8 protein-coding genes are annotated in these 18,841 nt (G+C 42.8%); 6 read left to right on the top strand and 2 right to left on the bottom strand.

Annotated features, from left to right (window positions below; genetic code table 11):
- Positions 1 to 3: 3 nt before the first annotated feature.
- Entirely contained in the window at positions 4 to 11,193 is an 11,190-nt protein-coding gene (locus SY85_RS25370; protein WP_066409142.1) for an Ig-like domain-containing protein, read from the bottom strand.
- Positions 11,194 to 11,810: 617 nt separating this feature from the next.
- Between SY85_RS25370 and SY85_RS24935 the strand changes: the two genes are divergently transcribed.
- From SY85_RS24935 to SY85_RS24905, 6 genes are all read left to right on the top strand, one after another.
- Complete coding sequence (locus tag SY85_RS24935; RefSeq protein ID WP_066409140.1) at positions 11,811 to 12,260, top strand: hypothetical protein; 450 nt, start codon at positions 11,811 to 11,813, stop codon at positions 12,258 to 12,260.
- A 220-nt stretch (positions 12,261 to 12,480) separates the two neighbouring features.
- Positions 12,481 to 13,506 (top strand): hypothetical protein, encoded by a 1,026-nt coding sequence (locus SY85_RS24930; RefSeq protein WP_148661289.1) that lies wholly within the window; start codon positions 12,481 to 12,483, stop codon positions 13,504 to 13,506.
- Between the two features lie 281 nt (positions 13,507 to 13,787).
- Positions 13,788 to 14,378 (top strand): HD domain-containing protein, encoded by a 591-nt coding sequence (locus tag SY85_RS24925; protein ID WP_066409132.1) that lies wholly within the window; start codon positions 13,788 to 13,790, stop codon positions 14,376 to 14,378.
- Positions 14,379 to 14,576: 198 nt separating this feature from the next.
- Positions 14,577 to 15,044, top strand: coding sequence for a hypothetical protein (locus tag SY85_RS24920; RefSeq protein ID WP_066409129.1), 468 nt, complete (start codon positions 14,577 to 14,579; stop codon positions 15,042 to 15,044).
- A 104-nt stretch (positions 15,045 to 15,148) separates the two neighbouring features.
- On the top strand, positions 15,149 to 15,577 hold the full coding sequence (locus SY85_RS24915; RefSeq protein WP_066409126.1) for a PepSY-like domain-containing protein: 429 nt from the start codon (positions 15,149 to 15,151) through the stop codon (positions 15,575 to 15,577).
- A gap of 290 nt (positions 15,578 to 15,867) precedes the next feature.
- Complete coding sequence (locus tag SY85_RS24905; protein ID WP_066409122.1) at positions 15,868 to 18,471, top strand: MGH1-like glycoside hydrolase domain-containing protein; 2,604 nt, start codon at positions 15,868 to 15,870, stop codon at positions 18,469 to 18,471.
- 97 nt (positions 18,472 to 18,568) lie between these two features.
- Here the strand turns inward: SY85_RS24905 and SY85_RS24900 are convergent, their stop codons facing one another.
- Positions 18,569 to 18,796 (bottom strand): hypothetical protein, encoded by a 228-nt coding sequence (locus tag SY85_RS24900; RefSeq protein WP_066409119.1) that lies wholly within the window; start codon positions 18,794 to 18,796, stop codon positions 18,569 to 18,571.
- Positions 18,797 to 18,841: the final 45 nt, after the last annotated feature.

Below are 18,841 nucleotides of genomic sequence, written 5' to 3'. Positions count from 1 at the left end.
TAGTTAGTTGTGGTAAATAATCGGTGTAGGTTTGGGATTTATAGTTACTTGTGTTGTACATGTATTGCTGTTGCCACATGCATCTGTTACTGTCCATGTTATTATTGAAACGCCGACATTAAATATTCCACTTGCATCGCTTCCCGTACCACTTCTTGTAGTTGCTCCTGTGATCTGGAATGTAATAGTTAATGCACCATTGCAGTTATCAGATGTAACCGGAGATGGAATAGTATAAGTATTACTATTTATTACACAGAAGACTTGCGTTGGAGGGCAGTTTATCACCGGAGGTACGATATCTCTAGTAAACGAGATGGTTTGCGTAGTGGTGCCGGTATTACCACAGGCATCAGTAACCGTCCAGGATTTGGTTGAAGAATAAGTGCATCCGCTCACCAGAGTTTCAGCCCCAACAACACCTGTAGCGGTTAATGGAATGGGGCAATTATCACTAACACTGGCCGTGCCAAAAGCTGCAGCGATCTGCGCGGCAGTTGGATTACAACCTAATACACCTGGTGGGGCAAGCGTGATGACAGGAGCTTGTACATCTACTATATTGACAATTTTTGTGCAGGCAGTACTCGGACAATTATTTAACCTTGTAATAAGAGAAAGTGTATATGTACCACAAGTGCCGTTGGAAACGACTGTAACCGTTTTACCAGTAGTAGATCCCGATATAGTACCACCTCCGCTAATTGACCATTGATAAGTATATCCTGCTACATCAGGACCGCTAAAGGTTGTTGTAGCACTAGGACAAACAGTAGAAGGTCCAGTTATATCACAAGTAGGCAAAGGTTTCACAACAACCGTAACATTGGAAGTCCCCCCGGGACAGCCACCAACTGTTGTAGCCACTTGGTAGGTATAAGTTCCCGGTGCAGTTGGCGTGGCAGTAACTCCAGCTTGGTTAGTAGCATTTAAATAATAAGGGCTAGCTACACCGCTTGGGTCAATCAATGTCCAGTTATAAATGACATTAGGGCCTGGTGGTTGAACTTTCAATCCATCGAGTGCCCAGTTGCTATTATTGGCACCATTATAACTAAATCGAATGCGCAGATTAGATAACCCTAAATAATTAGTAAGATCAATATTCAACTGCTCCCAGCTGCTAGCAGGATTTCCTATGTTAAGCGGACCATTAAATTGCGCCAAGGTCTGATTATAGGTAGCACCTCCATCAGTTGATATTTCAATTTTACCACTAGCCCCTGCAGCAAAAACCAATGCCTGGTAAAATTGGAGTACGGCAGAGGTCATGCCAATTGTACTAAAAACAGGTGTTTCCATGGTAGTGATAACCTGCCCGGAGGTGATGGCGAACTTACCATCAGACTGTAGGTTATTATAGGTTACACCGCCATTGAATGGAGTTTTCGGTCCGTTCGTTTCACTCCAGGGAAATGTAGAAGCATTATCAGCATTCGCAGGAAAGTTTATTTCTGTTCCGTTTTGAGTAATGCGCCAGCCAGCCGGATTCGCTTGGTTAAAAGTTGCGTCTATGCCGCTCCAGTTTAGTGGTAAATTACTATTGGCATTCAGGTTAGAACTTTGGCCAAGACAAATTTCTGAAGGTGAACGTGTCGCCGTTGGAGCAATTGGAGGAACAACACTTACTACGGAATTTGTAGAATAGGCTAAAGCACAAACACCACTTTGAATGACTGCACGATAAAGGGTGGTTTGTGAAAGATTAGTATAAGAAAGTGTGTTGGAAGTGTTATTAATAGTTGACCACGTACCACCACCATTGGTTGATGATTCCCATCTAATAACATTGCCAGCCTGCCCACTTAATGTAATAGTACCGTTATTAGTTGCACCACAAGCATTCGTTACATTAGGAGATAGCGTGCCGCCAACTGGCGCCGGATCTACGATGATCGTGCCTGTTAGTGTTGGATTATTACAAATACCAGTCGTTGTTACTGTATAGTTGTAAGTACCTGCAGTAGTTGGAGAATTTTTTATGGTAAGAACTCCATTACTGAAAACTCCAATCATACCAGGAGGCAAGCCTGTTACACTAATACCGGTCGCGCCACCTCCCATTGTATAGGTAATTACAGGAGGTACTGAATTGATACAAATGTTCTGCGTAGAATTTCCGGATGTAAGTGTTAATGTTGAATTGGGGTTTACAGTTAACGATGCAGCAGATGAGGTGGCCGATGAGCAAGTATATCCAGAAGGTCCAGTTATAACTACATCATAATTACCTGCATCTCCTGCAATAATATTAGCCAGAGAAAGGGTTGCACCTGTTTGACCAGGAATAGCAATGCCGTTCTTTCTCCACTGGTAAGTTATAGGAGCGCCATTGGCATTCGCAACGACAGTAAAGCTAGCTGTCGTACCAGCACAAAACGTTTGTGAAGTAGGTTGTGTAGTGATCGTAATAGCCCTATCAACACTTAAAGTCCTTTGAGCTGATGTAACAGGACCACATGGAGCAGCACCACTAATAACGACATAGTATGTTCCATCGTTCGCAACATCAGCCTGATTAAAATGCAACGTCGGAGACTGTGCTCCGGAAATATTGGATGAATTAACAACGAGTGTTCCACTAGGAGCCGTTCCCTTATACCACTGGTAAGTTAGCCCATCACCCACTGCCGCTACACTTAGATCTACGGAAGCACCAGCACAAACACTGGTGTTTATCGGTTGTGTAGTAATAACAACAGCCTTCTTTATGGTAAGTAAGGTACTGGCACTAACTGCCAGACAAGGACCAGCCGGATCATTGGTTGTGTAGGTTAATGTCACAGATCCTGCAGAAATATCTGCAGCACTAGGTGTATAAACAGCACTTGGTGTATTGTTACTGAATGTGCCACTACCGCTGGTAGTCCAAGTAGCAGAAGTAGCACCGCCGGCAAACGAACCATTCAGAGTGGCAGTTCCATTAGAACAGATTGTTTGTGCAGCTCCCGCACTCACCGTTGGAAGTGGATTAACTGTTATCGTACGGGTGCCACTAATTGCCTGGCAAGGCGCGGGCGCATTGGTGGTTAGGGTTAATGTAACTATCCCACTGAACCCGGGAGCTGGCGTATAAGTCACTCCAGCCGGATTATTCGTTTGGGCTGTATTACTCAACGTACCACCGCCAGAAGTGATTGACCACGCACCCGTTGTAGCGCTACCGCCAACAGAAGCGCCTGTCAAAGTGATAGCGGATGGAGTAGCGGATTGACAAACCACATCTGGCCCACCCGCACTCACCGTTGGAAGTGGATTAACTGTTATCGTACGGGTGCCACTAATTGCCTGGCAAGGCGCGGGCGCATTGGTGGTTAGGGTTAATGTAACTATCCCACTGAACCCGGGAGCTGGCGTATAAGTCACTCCAGCCGGATTATTCGTTTGGGCTGTATTACTCAACGTACCACCGCCAGAAGTGATTGACCACGCACCCGTTGTAGCGCTACCGCCAACAGAAGCGCCTGTCAAAGTGATAGCGGATGGAGTAGCGGATTGACAAACCACATCGGGCCCACCCGCACTCACCGTTGGAAGCGGTGTCACGTTAACTATAACAGCCGCACTGGCTGGCAAAGTTTGCAAGCATGGTGGTGCTGTTGTGTAATTAACGCTAACCAATTTATAAGCTGTATTGGAGTTTAAGGCTGCAGTTGTTAAGTTAGCTGTACCAGATCCATCAATATTTATAGTTTGATTAGCTCCATTGTTTACATTATAAATTACTGTTGTATTTGGTGTGGCAGTAAATGTTATTATAGAAGTACTACCTGCACAAACAGGATTCGCGCCGGTAACACTAATACTGGCAGAGGGAAGAGGTTTTATCGTTATCACCATTTCATCCTCAACTGTTGGACAAGCAACTGTTGTTTGATTGCTGACCAACTTAACTGTTATAGATCCGGAAGTAAAACCTGCCGGAAGGTTATAAACGCTATTTAATCTACTTGGATCTACAATTGTGCCCCCCGTTATTACCCAGTCCCATTCCTTATCGTTATTGATTACGCCACTAATTGCGCCAGCAAGTATAACACTACTCGTACCCGCACAAATAGTCTGGTCAGGGCCAGCATTTACGCTTCCAGAGGAACCAACAACTACAGACAAGATACTAGCCGTACTACTGCCACAGACGTTTGTAGCGACTACCGCAATATTTCCACTTTGTGCATTATTAGGAGCTTGGACAACTACCGATGTTGATCCTTGACCTGATGTAATGGACCAGTTTGTAGGCACTGTCCAATTATAACTAGTTGCACCTGCAACTGGCTCTATTGAGTAGGTTAAAGTTTTTGTCGGACAAATAGCGGTAGTACCTGTAATCACGCCTGGTGGCGGTGGTGTGCCAGTCGTAACTGTAACAGGGAAAGTTTGTGCACTACTTGAACCACAAGAGTTAGTCGCAATAACTGTAATATTTCCACTCACTGCAGTACCAGTAGTAGAAACAGTGATAGAAGCTGTCCCTTGTCCAGAAGTTATACTCCATCCTGTTGGTAAAGTCCAGGTATAGCTGGTAGCGTTAGGTACCGTAGTTATGGAATAAATTAAACCTGTCCTGTTGATACATTGGTTGGCAGTACCACTTATAGATCCGGGAGTGGCTGGTATAGCTGGCCTAACAGTTATTGTTATAGTCTGACTGGCTGCAGTGGGCTTTGCGCATGGTTCATTCGACGTCATAACGACAGTCACCTTATCACCATTATTCAGTGTAGAACTGCTGAATGTATTGGAATTTGTTCCAACATTCACTCCATTTACCTGCCATTGGTATGAAGGGCTTGTACCACCATTAACAGGAGTCGCAGAAAAATTGATAGTTTCTCCCGGACAAATATTATTTGCGCTAGCAGCAACCGTTACAGAAGGCACTGGTGCAGGAAGCACCGTCATGACCACCTCAGTACTGGTAGCAGTTGAAGGTGATGCACATGGAGCATTGGACGTCATAACGACAGTCACCTTATCGCCATTATTCAAACTTGAGGAAGTAAAGATTGAACTGTTTGTCCCTGCATTCACACCATTCACTTTCCATTGATAAGTCGGATTACTACCACCATTTGTTGGCGTGGCGGTAAAGGTAACTTGCGTACTGGGACATATATTATTGGAGCTTGCTATAACAGTCACAGAAGGTACTGGAATAGGCAACACTGTCATTGTAACACTACTACTGGTAGCAGTAGTAGGTGATGCACAGTTTGCGTTAGAGGTCAATATCACTGTAACCTTATCGGTATTGCTAAGGGAGTTGCTTGTAAAACTGGGGCTATTGGTTCCAACATTCACCCCATTTACCTGCCATTGGTAAGAAGGATTAGTCCCTCCATTAATTGCTGTTGCGGTAAATGTTACAGAAGATCCAGCACAGATATTATTGGCGCTAGGAGAAATTGAAACAGAAGGGGTAACTAAGTCGTTTACCGCCATGGTGATTGTATTGCTTGTAACGGATGCCGGAGAGGGACAAACTGTGTTAGAGGTCAATATCACTGTAACCTTATCGGTATTACTAAGAGAGTTGCTTGTAAATGTTGGGCTGTTTGTTCCAACATTCACTCCATTGACCTGCCACTGGTAAGAAGGGATTATGCCACCGTTTATAGGAGTAGCAGTGAAAGTAACAGAGGTTCCGGCACATATGTTATTACCAGGGTTAGCAGCGATGCTTACAGATGGAATAACAGTTTGGTTTATAGCAACTGAAGTTGAAGCAGTAGCGGTACAGCCGTTTGCATCGGTGATGATGACAGTATAGGTTCCTGTAGCACTAGTCTGTACGTTAGAAATAGACGGATTTTGTGAAGTAGATGAAAATCCATTAGGCCCAGACCAGTTATAAGAATAAGGATTTGTCCCCCCCGTTCCAGAAGATGTAAGAGTCAAAACATTTCCAGAACATACTGGAGAATTTGAATTAATTGCTGTTACGCTCAGAGCTGCCGCGGGCTGATTCACCGTTTGCGTGGTGGTCGTGCTACAGCCGTTGGCATCGGTGATGGTGAGCGTGTAGGTACCGGCCGCTACATTGGTTAAGTCTTTTGTGGTGGCGCCATTGTTCCAAAGATAGGTGTACGTGCCAGTGCCTCCGCTTACCGATACACTGACCCCACCGGTAGATTGGCCAAAGCACTTGACATCGGTTTTGCTGCTGGTGGCTGCAAGAGCTGCCGCGGGCTGATTCACCGTTTGCGTGGTGGTCGTGCTACAGCCGTTGGCATCGGTGATGGTGAGCGTGTAGGTACCGGCCGCTACATTGGTTAAGTCTTTTGTGGTGGCGCCATTGTTCCAAAGATAGGTGTACGTGCCAGTGCCTCCGCTTACCGATACACTGACCCCACCGGTAGATTGGCCAAAGCACTTGACATCGGTTTTGCTGCTGGTGGCTGCAAGAGCTGCCGCGGGCTGATTCACCGTTTGCGTGGTGGTCGTGCTACAGCCGTTGGCATCGGTGATGGTGAGCGTGTAGGTACCGGCCGCTACATTGGTTAAGTCTTTTGTGGTGGCGCCATTGTTCCAAAGATAGGTGTACGTGCCAGTGCCTCCGCTTACCGATACACTGACCCCACCGGTAGATTGGCCAAAGCACTTGACATCGGTTTTGCTGCTGGTGGCTGCAAGAGCTGCCGCGGGCTGATTCACCGTTTGCGTGGTGGTCGTGCTACAGCCGTTGGCATCGGTGATGGTGAGCGTGTAGGTACCGGCCGCTACATTGGTTAAGTCTTTTGTGGTGGCGCCATTGTTCCAAAGATAGGTGTACGTGCCAGTGCCTCCGCTTACCGATACACTGACCCCACCGGTAGATTGGCCAAAGCACTTGACATCGGTTTTGCTGCTGGTGGCTGCAAGAGCTGCCGCGGGCTGATTCACCGTTTGCGTGGTGGTCGTGCTACAGCCGTTGGCATCGGTGATGGTGAGCGTGTAGGTACCGGCCGCTACATTGGTTAAGTCTTTTGTGGTGGCGCCATTGTTCCAAAGATAGGTGTACGTGCCAGTGCCTCCGCTTACCGATACACTGACCCCACCGGTAGATTGGCCAAAGCACTTGACATCGGTTTTGCTGCTGGTGGCTGCAAGAGCTGCCGCGGGCTGATTCACCGTTTGCGTGGTGGTCGTGCTACAGCCGTTGGCATCGGTGATGGTGAGCGTGTAGGTACCGGCCGCTACATTGGTTAAGTCTTTTGTGGTGGCGCCATTGTTCCAAAGATAGGTGTACGTGCCAGTGCCTCCGCTTACCGATACACTGACCCCACCGGTAGATTGGCCAAAGCACTTGACATCGGTTTTGCTGCTGGTGGCTGCAAGAGCTGCCGCGGGCTGATTCACCGTTTGCGTGGTGGTCGTGCTACAGCCGTTGGCATCGGTGATGGTGAGCGTGTAGGTACCGGCCGCTACATTGGTTAAGTCTTTTGTGGTGGCGCCATTGTTCCAAAGATAGGTGTACGTGCCAGTGCCTCCGCTTACCGATACACTGACCCCACCGGTAGATTGGCCAAAGCACTTGACATCGGTTTTGCTGCTGGTGGCTGCAAGAGCTGCCGCGGGCTGATTCACCGTTTGCGTGGTGGTCGTGCTACAGCCGTTGGCATCGGTGATGGTGAGCGTGTAGGTACCGGCCGCTACATTGGTTAAGTCTTTTGTGGTGGCGCCATTGTTCCAAAGATAGGTGTACGTGCCAGTGCCTCCGCTTACCGATACACTGACCCCACCGGTAGATTGGCCAAAGCACTTGACATCGGTTTTGCTGCTGGTGGCTGCAAGAGCTGCCGCGGGCTGATTCACCGTTTGCGTGGTGGTCGTGCTACAGCCGTTGGCATCGGTGATGGTGAGCGTGTAGGTACCGGCCGCTACATTGGTTAAGTCTTTTGTGGTGGCGCCATTGTTCCAAAGATAGGTGTACGTGCCAGTGCCTCCGCTTACCGATACACTGACCCCACCGGTAGATTGGCCAAAGCACTTGACATCGGTTTTGCTGCTGGTGGCTGCAAGAGCTGCCGCGGGCTGATTCACCGTTTGCGTGGTGGTCGTGCTACAGCCGTTGGCATCGGTGATGGTGAGCGTGTAGGTACCGGCCGCTACATTGGTTAAGTCTTTTGTGGTGGCGCCATTGTTCCAAAGATAGGTGTACGTGCCAGTGCCTCCGCTTACCGATACACTGACCCCACCGGTAGATTGGCCAAAGCACTTGACATCGGTTTTGCTGCTGGTGGCTGCAAGAGCTGCCGCGGGCTGATTCACCGTTTGCGTGGTGGTCGTGCTACAGCCGTTGGCATCGGTGATGGTGAGCGTGTAGGTACCGGCCGCTACATTGGTTAAGTCTTTTGTGGTGGCGCCATTGTTCCAAAGATAGGTGTACGTGCCAGTGCCTCCGCTTACCGATACACTGACCCCACCGGTAGATTGGCCAAAGCACTTGACATCGGTTTTGCTGCTGGTGGCTGCAAGAGCTGCCGCGGGCTGATTCACCGTTTGCGTGGTGGTCGTGCTACAGCCGTTGGCATCGGTGATGGTGAGCGTGTAGGTACCGGCCGCTACATTGGTTAAGTCTTTTGTGGTGGCGCCATTGTTCCAAAGATAGGTGTACGTGCCAGTGCCTCCGCTTACCGATACACTGACCCCACCGGTAGATTGGCCAAAGCACTTGACATCGGTTTTGCTGCTGGTGGCTGCAAGAGCTGCCGCGGGCTGATTCACCGTTTGCGTGGTGGTCGTGCTACAGCCGTTGGCATCGGTGATGGTGAGCGTGTAGGTACCGGCCGCTACATTGGTTAAGTCTTTTGTGGTGGCGCCATTGTTCCAAAGATAGGTGTACGTGCCAGTGCCTCCGCTTACCGATACACTGACCCCACCGGTAGATTGGCCAAAGCACTTGACATCGGTTTTGCTGCTGGTGGCTGCAAGAGCTGCCGCGGGCTGATTCACCGTTTGCGTGGTGGTCGTGCTACAGCCGTTGGCATCGGTGATGGTGAGCGTGTAGGTACCGGCCGCTACATTGGTTAAGTCTTTTGTGGTGGCGCCATTGTTCCAAAGATAGGTGTACGTGCCAGTGCCTCCGCTTACCGATACACTGACCCCACCGGTAGATTGGCCAAAGCACTTGACATCGTCTATGTTAGCATTACTTACTGTAGGAACTGAATTGATTGTTAACTTTATTGCTGTTCGAGCAACACTTTCACAACCGGTTGTATTATCCTTCGAAGCTGCATAATATGTACGTGTTCCAACCGTATTTAAAATTGGGTCGACAACACTATTACCCCCGACTGCAGCATCATACCAAATAACACTAAAACCAGAAGAAACTGTTGCTACAGCTGTAAGGGTTTGAAGTGATGTTGCCGCACACTCAACTTGATCATTGCCAGTTGGTGTAGGTGGGGGATTAGAGGCACAATCGTCTAAAGTTATACCTGTAAATATTAATTCGTGACTGTTCTCATTTAGTCCGGATATAGTTAGCGTTTTTGCATTCACATCAATTTGTCCTTTCCTTTTCCAAACATTTCCATCAAACTGACCTACTCCAACCTTATCTTTTGAACCTATAATATCATTAGCTAAAAAAGTTCCTTGCAATTCATAAGAAGAAACTTCAATCCCTTTTTTCGTGAAAGTCCAAAAACGTTGAATTCGATCCTTTGAACTAGGGAGGTTTGTGGGAGTTTCATTTATTACTTTAACTCCTATATATGCATCCTCAGTAATTTTTCCAGGCTTAAGCTTAACAACCAATGGAGAATATTCAGTCGTCCCTGTATTTTCTCCTAATGGGAAAAAATAAACTTCATCTCTAGAAACTAACTTGCGGACCTCTCCTCCATTTATTCCATTATTACAAATTATCATCCCACCATTCAATCCTAGCTTACCACCTATAGCAGCAGCGTTTACTCCAAGAATTAGACTGTTATTATTAAGTAATAAATGTCCATTTAATTGAAGTTGATTTTCTACTTTTAGAGGGCTGGATAGTGAAACCTTAGGAGCACTTACCTGGTTAATTGACAAGTTATAAAGAGGCAAAGAAGTATTAATGAAAAATGTTTTATCAATTGCTGTAGCCTCATCTCCTATTTCAAAGGTGCCACCTATTATACTCTTTTTTCCTGTACCACTGATAATATTAATATCATTTGAATGCGGGGAAGCAGAATTAGGGTTTTGAATAATTATTGTGCCACCATTGATATTTAGATTGGAATTGGCAGACATATGAAATGAACCCGTTTCTTTGTCTCGATTGCCTATAGTCGATATATGTAAAACTCCGCCAGATATTAATACACCACTTGAAGGCGGCCCTTCCACAGGTGTTTCATCTGCAGTATTTTCTATCCTTCCAGCAATACTTACTACACCTCCGGAAACTTCAAAGTAACCAGCATGCTGAATTAGAACACGGTTATCAATTCCTGTCCCAAAATTGGCTATTCCATTAGTTATACGAACTATTCCCCTGTTTATATAGGAAAAATCGCCGCCATTTAGTGTAGCACCATTAACCCATATTCCTGCTGAAGATGGAATAATCGGTGATGAATTGAACTTAAATACACCCGTAGAAAGCTTTAATAGCCCATTCTGGAGTATAATATTACCGGTATTTGAAATTTGCCCAGTACCATTAGTTTCTATGATTGAGCTTGCACTATTTCCCTTATCGATTACGAGATCATTTAAAATAGAGGGAGCGCTACCTGTGATCAGAGCATTGCCTTTACCCTTGAAAACCACAGTACCTTTTCCTGCATCTACGAATCCGTCATTTTGCCAATTACCATGAATATTTATTGTTGTAGCATCATTAAAATGCAAAAAACCTAAGATTGATAGGTTTCGACATTCAGCGCTTAAGGAATTTACAGTAATAGTAGCAGTACTTAAGATTATTACATCATCATTTAAAGTAGGAACCACACCACCAACCCAGGTTGAATCGGCACTCCAGTTGCCACCACCAGGCGTAGATGTGATAATCCTCTGTTTTACCGGGGAATAATAGACGAATTCATCATTCGAATTTTGAAAAAAGGCAGGACTTTGACCTTGTAGAGAATTAGTTATTAATAGCCATAAAGAGACAATAATAAAGCTTGTCTTCCGCACAGGCAATAACTTACTATCATGGTATATACCATAAAGTAAGGATCCTGTTTTTGCAGAAAGATTTACCATGAACTCCAAGCTTTGTTAGCAACACTGGCTTCAAAAGGACAGAATCGATAGTATTACATAAGATTGGAAACCAATAGGATGGATTCATGTGAAACTTTTCAAGAAGACAAAGGATTATAGTGATGGATTAAGAAAAAGCCTAATCCAAGAATTAATAAAATAACTCTTAGAGCTATTTTAAAGTAAATGCATTAAAAGAGAAAACTAAAGTAAATAGGTGCTTCTTTCAATTGGTTCGTTTGTATTGATTGGGTTAGCTTCAATAGAGATACAAGATTGGGCTTGATTGAATGATACAACAAATTAAGAATTTATTTAGAAAGACAAAGCATTTGTAACTTTTTTTTAGTTTAAGGGTAAATGTAAGTCCCAAACCGTACCTCTTGATGGATTTTAACGATGAAGCATATATGCAGAAAAAGCTTTAGCCAAAAGCATTTTCAATTGATAAATATTATATTTATATCTATATTAGTTTGAATTTCCGCTTATCCAACTCCACGAAAACTTATCCAATCCTATTTAGATCTTGTCAATAGCCAAATAACCAGGTTTCCTTATTAGAAGTATAGTTTGAATCAAACATTGTTACTATTCTAACTTTATAAACTAGAAACATGACAAGTGGCAAAACAATATACTTAGTCATTTTATTTTTTTGTTTTTCATGTAATAAACAACCAGTTAATGGAAACAAAAAGCCAGGTAACTACTTGGAAATGTTTGAAGCGCTGAAAATAGAAGCGGATGTTCCATATCACTATGTAGAAGTAATCAACAACCAGCAAACAGGTCAATCAGGAACGATAGTTCTTTCCCTGAAAGACACATCGATAACTGAATTTTACAATTCGAATACAATTAAAGATCATTTTAAGCTTGACAGCTTTCAAGCCTATGCGTGTAATCTTGTAAACTATGGCAGAAATAAATATAAAAACAATGAATGTCTATTTATAAATAATGCCAGAAAAGCTATTTCACATATAAATGGCAGGACCATGATTAGCTTTGATTCAATATCAAATGGTAGCTACTATTATTTCCAATATTTAATAACTAGATAAGGGAATTGGGAGAAAACGTAAGGCTTAGACTATCCAATTAAATAAAGAAATCACATTGCATACTTTTTGTAGAAATGATAAAAGTACAGTTCGAATTATCAAAGTTATTTTAAGGCTGTCCTTCGTAATATTCTTGTTCCCGCTTCAATCTTCTTCTCAAAATTATACTGGAATCTGGGTCGGTGAGTTAAAAACGTCAGGAAGCAATTTAAAATACGAATTGATCATACTAGAAGAAAATGAAAGGCTTAAGGGATATGCATTAACAAGCTTCACCAATAAGGGCTTGGAGAATATTGGTCTAAAGTCTGTAGAAATTCGCTTTAAGAAAAACGCATTGTTGATAGAGGATCAAAAAAATCTATACAATAATTATTCAAATGATGCAAAGCGAGTAAAAATATATGCCAACTTAACGTACCAAAAAGACACTATTGAGATATTGACAGGTACATTTATTACTAGATCGTTAGACTTAAGATCCACTGATTCATATACTGGTAATGCATTTCTAAAAAAACAAAACGATGGTTCAGACTCAAGACTTCTAGCAAAATTGGAAGAATTAAATATATCCGGCATTCAATCGCTTGCTCAAATAGAAAACCAAAATAAAAACAAAACAAATCCACAGGAAATTAAGGCGATTACGACTTATAATAATGGGTATAAAAGCAACGAATTCAATAAAGAAGCCAATACTGAAGTAACAACTCAACACAAACCAACAACAAACGTATCAATAGATGACTCCTCGTTAACACTAAAAATAAAGGACAAAATCGACCATATTAATTATTTGAATCCAGTAGTTAAGTCAATTGATTTAAGAAATACAAAAAACTTTATACAGGAGTCGAACTTGGAATCCCTGAAAATGAAATTAAGTTTCATAAATAGAAAGACAGAAATAATTGATGAAATCTATTTTGATACAGATAGTATTTTAGTGTCACTATTTGATAATGGCGAGGTTGATGGGGATACAGTTAGCCTCTTTCTTAATAATAAAGAAATTCTACACAAACAAAGGCTAAGTACAATTGCCATCAAGACAATCATTCCCCTAACTGCTGGAGATGACTCTTTATATGTAATTATGTTTGCTGAAAATCTTGGCTCAATCCCACCAAATACAGGCTTATTAATTTTGCACTTAGGGAATGAGAAGAGAGAAATACGATTTTCATGCGATATGCAAAATAATGCTGGTCTTTTATTAAAAAGGAGAAAGCGTGAGTTTTAAACTACAGATCCTAAAATAATTAAAATACTTTTTTACACTTTATCTGTGTACAATTCGAAGAATAGCATAAAATTGTGCGACATTCCTCCCGAAGCCATCTACAAATAGATTTACCTACGCCGAGTTCAAGCAAACTCACAATGGCTCAGCCTCAGAAACCTGGCTGGGAAGAAGCTGTACCTTTATATCAACTACCTACCCTCTTTTTCAAAGGATTAGATAGTAGGTAGCCATTTTAAGGGACATCACTTTAACACCAACATCTTTCAAAAATTATAGCAATGGAGACTGACGATTTACTAAAACAGGTAAATTTCATAAAGGAGATTGACAAGCTCAAATACATACAGCGCAGAACTAAATTATTTAATAGTGACAGAAACGAAAATGATGCTGAACATAGCTGGCATCTAGCTATGATGACCATTGTATTGGCTCAACATTCAGATAAACCCATAGACGTTCTCAAAGTCTTGAAAATGGTTTTGATCCACGATCTTGTTGAAATTGACGCTGGCGATACTTTTATTTACGACACAGTAAAAAACCACACAAATTCTGAAGAGGAACTTATTGCGGCAAAACGAATATTTGGTCTTTTGCCAGAAGATCAAGCAGAAGAATTCATTGCCATTTGGCAAGAATTTGAAGAGGGAATTACAGACGATGCAAAATTTGCAAAAGCAATGGATCGCTTTGAACCATTGCTCCAAAACACATCAAATAATGGCGGAACCTGGAAAGAATTTAATGTGCCTTATCAAAAAGTGTATGATAAGAAAAAAGCGATTGGAGACGGTTCAACTAAAATTTGGGAGTATGCTGTGAAGTTGATTAACGAGAGCGTGGAAAAAGGAATTCTTAAAAAATAAACTCTATCTCCTCGGCGAGTTTCTCTTTCCTGCTTGACACTTAAAGAGTTACTATCTATCGCTCTTTCCCAAAGCAATAGACCATTAACCATCATCTCCAAGTTTTACAGCCAAACCTTCGAAAAACAGCCAGCCCATTGGATTTGAGGGTTTCCCAATAGCTCTTTATATTTACGCATAAATCTATGCCAAGCTCCTATGATCAGCCTAAAAAAGATCTTCCAATCCAACAGCCGTACTATAACGGTCAGCAAAGCCCAAAAAGAAATTCTGGAATGCTTCCTATCCAACAAAACCAGTTTTGACCAATGGTTTTGTTTTCAATCGGAGACCAAAATCAAATTCAAGTTCTATTATCCCACCGCAGTCGACTTCTATTTTGACGACATCATGCTCTTTACGGCTTATTTCAAAAAGAGTCACCTGGATCAAGTGGAGTTACAGGAACTGAAAATGAGTGCAGAAAACTACCGTTCCATTTGCAGTCTCAATTGGAAGCCTTTTGAGGATGTGATGCTACAGTTTTTGAACTACCTGCATGAAAATGAAAAGGTTACGTTGTTGCAGAAACGGAAATCGTTGTACGAGTATGCCGACCTTTGCAAAGGCAGCTCCTCCACCCAAGGTGACGAGCCCTACCCCTTTTTAAAGGAGCAGATTCTATAGTGGTTACACCTTTTATTCTTTTCCCGGGAAGTCTGGTAAACCCGCTTCAAAATAAAAACAGAATGGGTTACTAACTTAGACTTTCAAATTAAAAAAGCCCATTTATGGAAAAGAAAATTGCAGTAATGCTATACTTTTTGGTGATTTCAGTATTTGTCTATGCACAGCATATAAATGCAGACAAAGTTCCCGCAACGGTGAAAACATCCTTTTCAAAAGCCCATCCAGGCGTAACGGCCAAATGGGAGAAAGAAGCAGGGAATTATGAAGTTAGTTTCAAGGAAAGTGGTAATGATATGTCTTGTGTAATTGATCAGCAAGGATCAATTCTTGAAACGGAAACGGATATGGCTGTTAGTAAATTACCTGCAACGATTACGAATTATATACACCAACATTATAAAGGAAGTAAAATAAAAGAGGCCGCCAAGATTGTAAAAGCAAATGGTGAAATAAATTATGAAGCAGAAGTAGGCGGTAAAGATTTATTATTTGACAGTAGTGGCAAATTTTTAAAAGAAGAAAAAGGCTAATTCAAAAAGAGCCTTCGGCTCTTTTTGAATGTATTTGCAATCGCCTCTTACACCGTTGCTAGCGTTAAGGCACCAGACAAGCGTTAGGAAAACCAATATAAAAAGTATCGCCCCCTTTTACCGCTTTCCTTGCTTTCGGTTGCAGGTTCAGCCACTGTACAAAGCCAAGACACACACACCAATAATAGTTTAAAAACAATACAATAGTTACAATTTCAAGCCTGAACGTAAGAGTAATAACAATTCTTCTATGTAACTTATAGATACAAAATTGAGGAGAATCCTTCATTATGACCATTGAACAGGAAAGAGTAAAACTGGCTAATTGGAAAAAATGGGGACCATATGTCAGCGACCGGCAGTGGGGCACAGTACGGGAAGATTACAGTGCAGACGGTGATGCTTGGAATTATATCACACATGATATGGCAAGAAGTTATGCTTATCGCTGGGGGGAGGATGGCATTGCGGGCATTTGTGATGATGAACAGTTATTGTGTTTTGCTTTATCGTATTGGAATAAAAAAGACCCTATTCTGAAAGAACGCTATTTTGGATTAACCAACACCGAAGGAAATCATGGTGAGGATGTAAAGGAGCTTTATTATTACCTGGATAATACACCGACGCATTCGTACATGAAGATGTTGTACAAATACCCCCAATCACCCTTCCCCTATTTACAACTCCTGGAAGAAAATCGTCGGAGAACTAAAGAGGAACCTGAATTTGAAATCATAGATACCGGCGTATTTGACGACAACCGGTATTTTGATGTAATAGTCGAATACGCCAAACGCACACCTGAGCATATTTTAATTCGAATTTCCATTCATAATCGGGGATATGAAAATGTAGCCATTCATGTCCTTCCTACCATTTGGTTCCGCAACACATGGACCTGGGGATATGATACCTATAGGCCCCAACTCAGTTCTGGAGCTACCGGAATGATAGAAGCGTATCACCAATCGTTAGGGCAATATTACCTGCAGGGTGAAGGCATTCCTGAAGTTATCTTCTGCGACAACGAAACCAACACCGCCCGCCTGTATGAGTACGATAAAAACACGGGCTATTATAAAGATGGCATCAACAATTATCTGATCCACGGTGCCAAAAGCATTAACCCTTCAAAAAGTGGCACCAAAGCCGCTTTCAATTATAACCTGACCATTCCCGCCGGTGAACAGATGGTTATTCGCTTATCGCTGTCGCAAGACCCGAATTTTTCTTTTGAAGACTTTGATGAAATTTTCAACGCCAGAAAAAAAGAAGCTGATGACTTTTACCACGAAGTTTTTAAAGAGGAAATAAATCTTGATACTATCAATATCAAACGACAGGCATTGGCAGGCTTGTTGTGGAACAAGCTATTTTATTATTATGATGTGCATCAATGGTTAAAAGGTGATCTCGGACAACCTTCACCTCCCCCAAAACGATTGTCTTTACGCAATGACGGCTGGGAACACCTGCACAGTAAAGAAATCCTTTCAGTGCCGGACAAATGGGAGTTTCCTTGGTTTGCCTCTTGGGATATGGCCTTTCACTGTTACGCCTTGGCCTTAGTGGACAGGGAATTTGCCAAAACACAATTATTGAATTTGGTAAACCAATGGTACATGCATCCCAACGGCCAGCTACCTGCTTACGAGTGGAAGTTCAGCGATTCCAATCCGCCCATTCATGCAATGGCCACCTGGGAAATTTACAAAGCCGAAAAGGAAGCCAATCAAGGCAAAGGCGATGTACTGTTTTTGGAAAAAGTATTTCATAAACTCATGCTCAATTTTAACTGGTGGGTGAACAGAAGAGATACACAAGGGAATAACATATTTGAAGCGGGCTTTCTGGGATTGGATAATATTGGCGTAATTGACCGCAATGATGTATTGCCTGGCGGCAGCTATTTAGAACAATCAGATGCAACGGGTTGGATGGCTATGTATGCGCTCAACCTGCTCCACATTGCCCATGAGCTTTTTTGGCATAATCCAGCGTACACCGAAATCACTTCAAAGTATTTTGAGCATTTTCTGTATATCGCTGGTGCCATGAATGGCATAGAAGCAAATTTGTGGGATGAGGAGGACAATTTTTATTACGACCGGTTGTTCCTACCCGGCAACCTATCTATACCAATGAAAGTAAGAAGTTTGGTTGGCCTGATTCCACTTTTTGTGGTTGAAACCATAGCCGACAAGGACATCAAGCAAGATGAGTTTTTTGAGAAACGCAGGAAATGGTTTCAGGAAAACCGGCCAGACTTGGCTAACCTTGCTTCGCACTGGGATATTGTCAATAATAAAGGGATGCGTCTCTTCAGCCTGATGCGGGGCTTCCGGATGAAGATGACATTAAAACGCTTATTGGACGAAAATGAATTTTTAAGTGATTACGGAATTCGCTCCCTTTCAAAATTTCACCTGGCACATCCCTATCAATTTACATGGAACGACCAAACGTTTACGGTAAAGTATACACCGGGTGAAAGCGACAATAATATGTTTGGCGGCAACAGTAATTGGCGGGGACCTATATGGTTGCCGATGAACTGGTTGGTGATTGAAAGTCTAAGACGCTTTTATACGTATTATGGCGATGACTTTAAAGTGGAATGCCCAACCGGGTCAGAGAGATATATGACGTTAAACGAAGTGGCCGATGAATTGAGTCGGCGTGTTTTGCGAATCTTTGAACGGAACGAATCGGGCTGTCGTCCAGTATTTGGCAACTCGGAAAAAATGCAACGAGATGAGCATTTCAAGGATTACTTGTTGTTCTACGAGTACTTTCACAGCGAAAGCGGTCGGGGCTTGGGTGCTTCGCATCAAACAGGATGGACAGCTTTAATTGCAAACTTTTATATTAAATCGCAATCCAATCATTAACAGAATTGAAAGCTGTTATACGAGTATACCGACCGCAATGGCACCACCTACACCCAAATGATGAGCCTTACCAATTTAAATACAGTGGTTATACCCTTTACTGTAATACGAGGTATTCTTCTTTGAGCCGGATTTTGAAGAATGAGAACTTCACCCAATAGTAAAACACTTCCTTAGAGGATGTATCGGTGTCAAGGCAGATTATTTCGCCAGTACCTTTTTGTTTATAGACTTCTTGAAATAAATGATGATTAGCCTTTTGGGATGGATCTTCTAAAATGGCAACATTAACTTTCACTTTATTACCGGGCGCAAACAAACTCATGCGGCAAACTTACAGCAAGTTGATGACCTATCTCACGTTATCTAC

This window comes from Flavisolibacter tropicus (assembly GCF_001644645.1).
GTDB lineage: Bacteria > Bacteroidota > Bacteroidia > Chitinophagales > Chitinophagaceae > Flavisolibacter > Flavisolibacter tropicus.
Note: the sequence above shows the minus strand (reverse complement) of the source record. Positions and strands in the feature narration are given on the sequence as shown.

Bases quoted from the DNA above. Each gene is read 5' to 3' on its own strand.
- SY85_RS25370 (WP_066409142.1), bottom strand. From the start codon at position 11,193: ATGGTAAATCTTTCTGCAAAAACAGGATCCTTACTTTATGGTATATAC.
- SY85_RS24935 (WP_066409140.1), top strand. From the start codon at position 11,811: ATGACAAGTGGCAAAACAATATACTTAGTCATTTTATTTTTTTGTTTT.
- SY85_RS24925 (WP_066409132.1), top strand. From the start codon at position 13,788: ATGGAGACTGACGATTTACTAAAACAGGTAAATTTCATAAAGGAGATT.
- SY85_RS24920 (WP_066409129.1), top strand. From the start codon at position 14,577: ATGATCAGCCTAAAAAAGATCTTCCAATCCAACAGCCGTACTATAACG.
- SY85_RS24915 (WP_066409126.1), top strand. From the start codon at position 15,149: ATGGAAAAGAAAATTGCAGTAATGCTATACTTTTTGGTGATTTCAGTA.
- SY85_RS24905 (WP_066409122.1), top strand. From the start codon at position 15,868: ATGACCATTGAACAGGAAAGAGTAAAACTGGCTAATTGGAAAAAATGG.
- SY85_RS24900 (WP_066409119.1), bottom strand. From the start codon at position 18,796: ATGAGTTTGTTTGCGCCCGGTAATAAAGTGAAAGTTAATGTTGCCATT.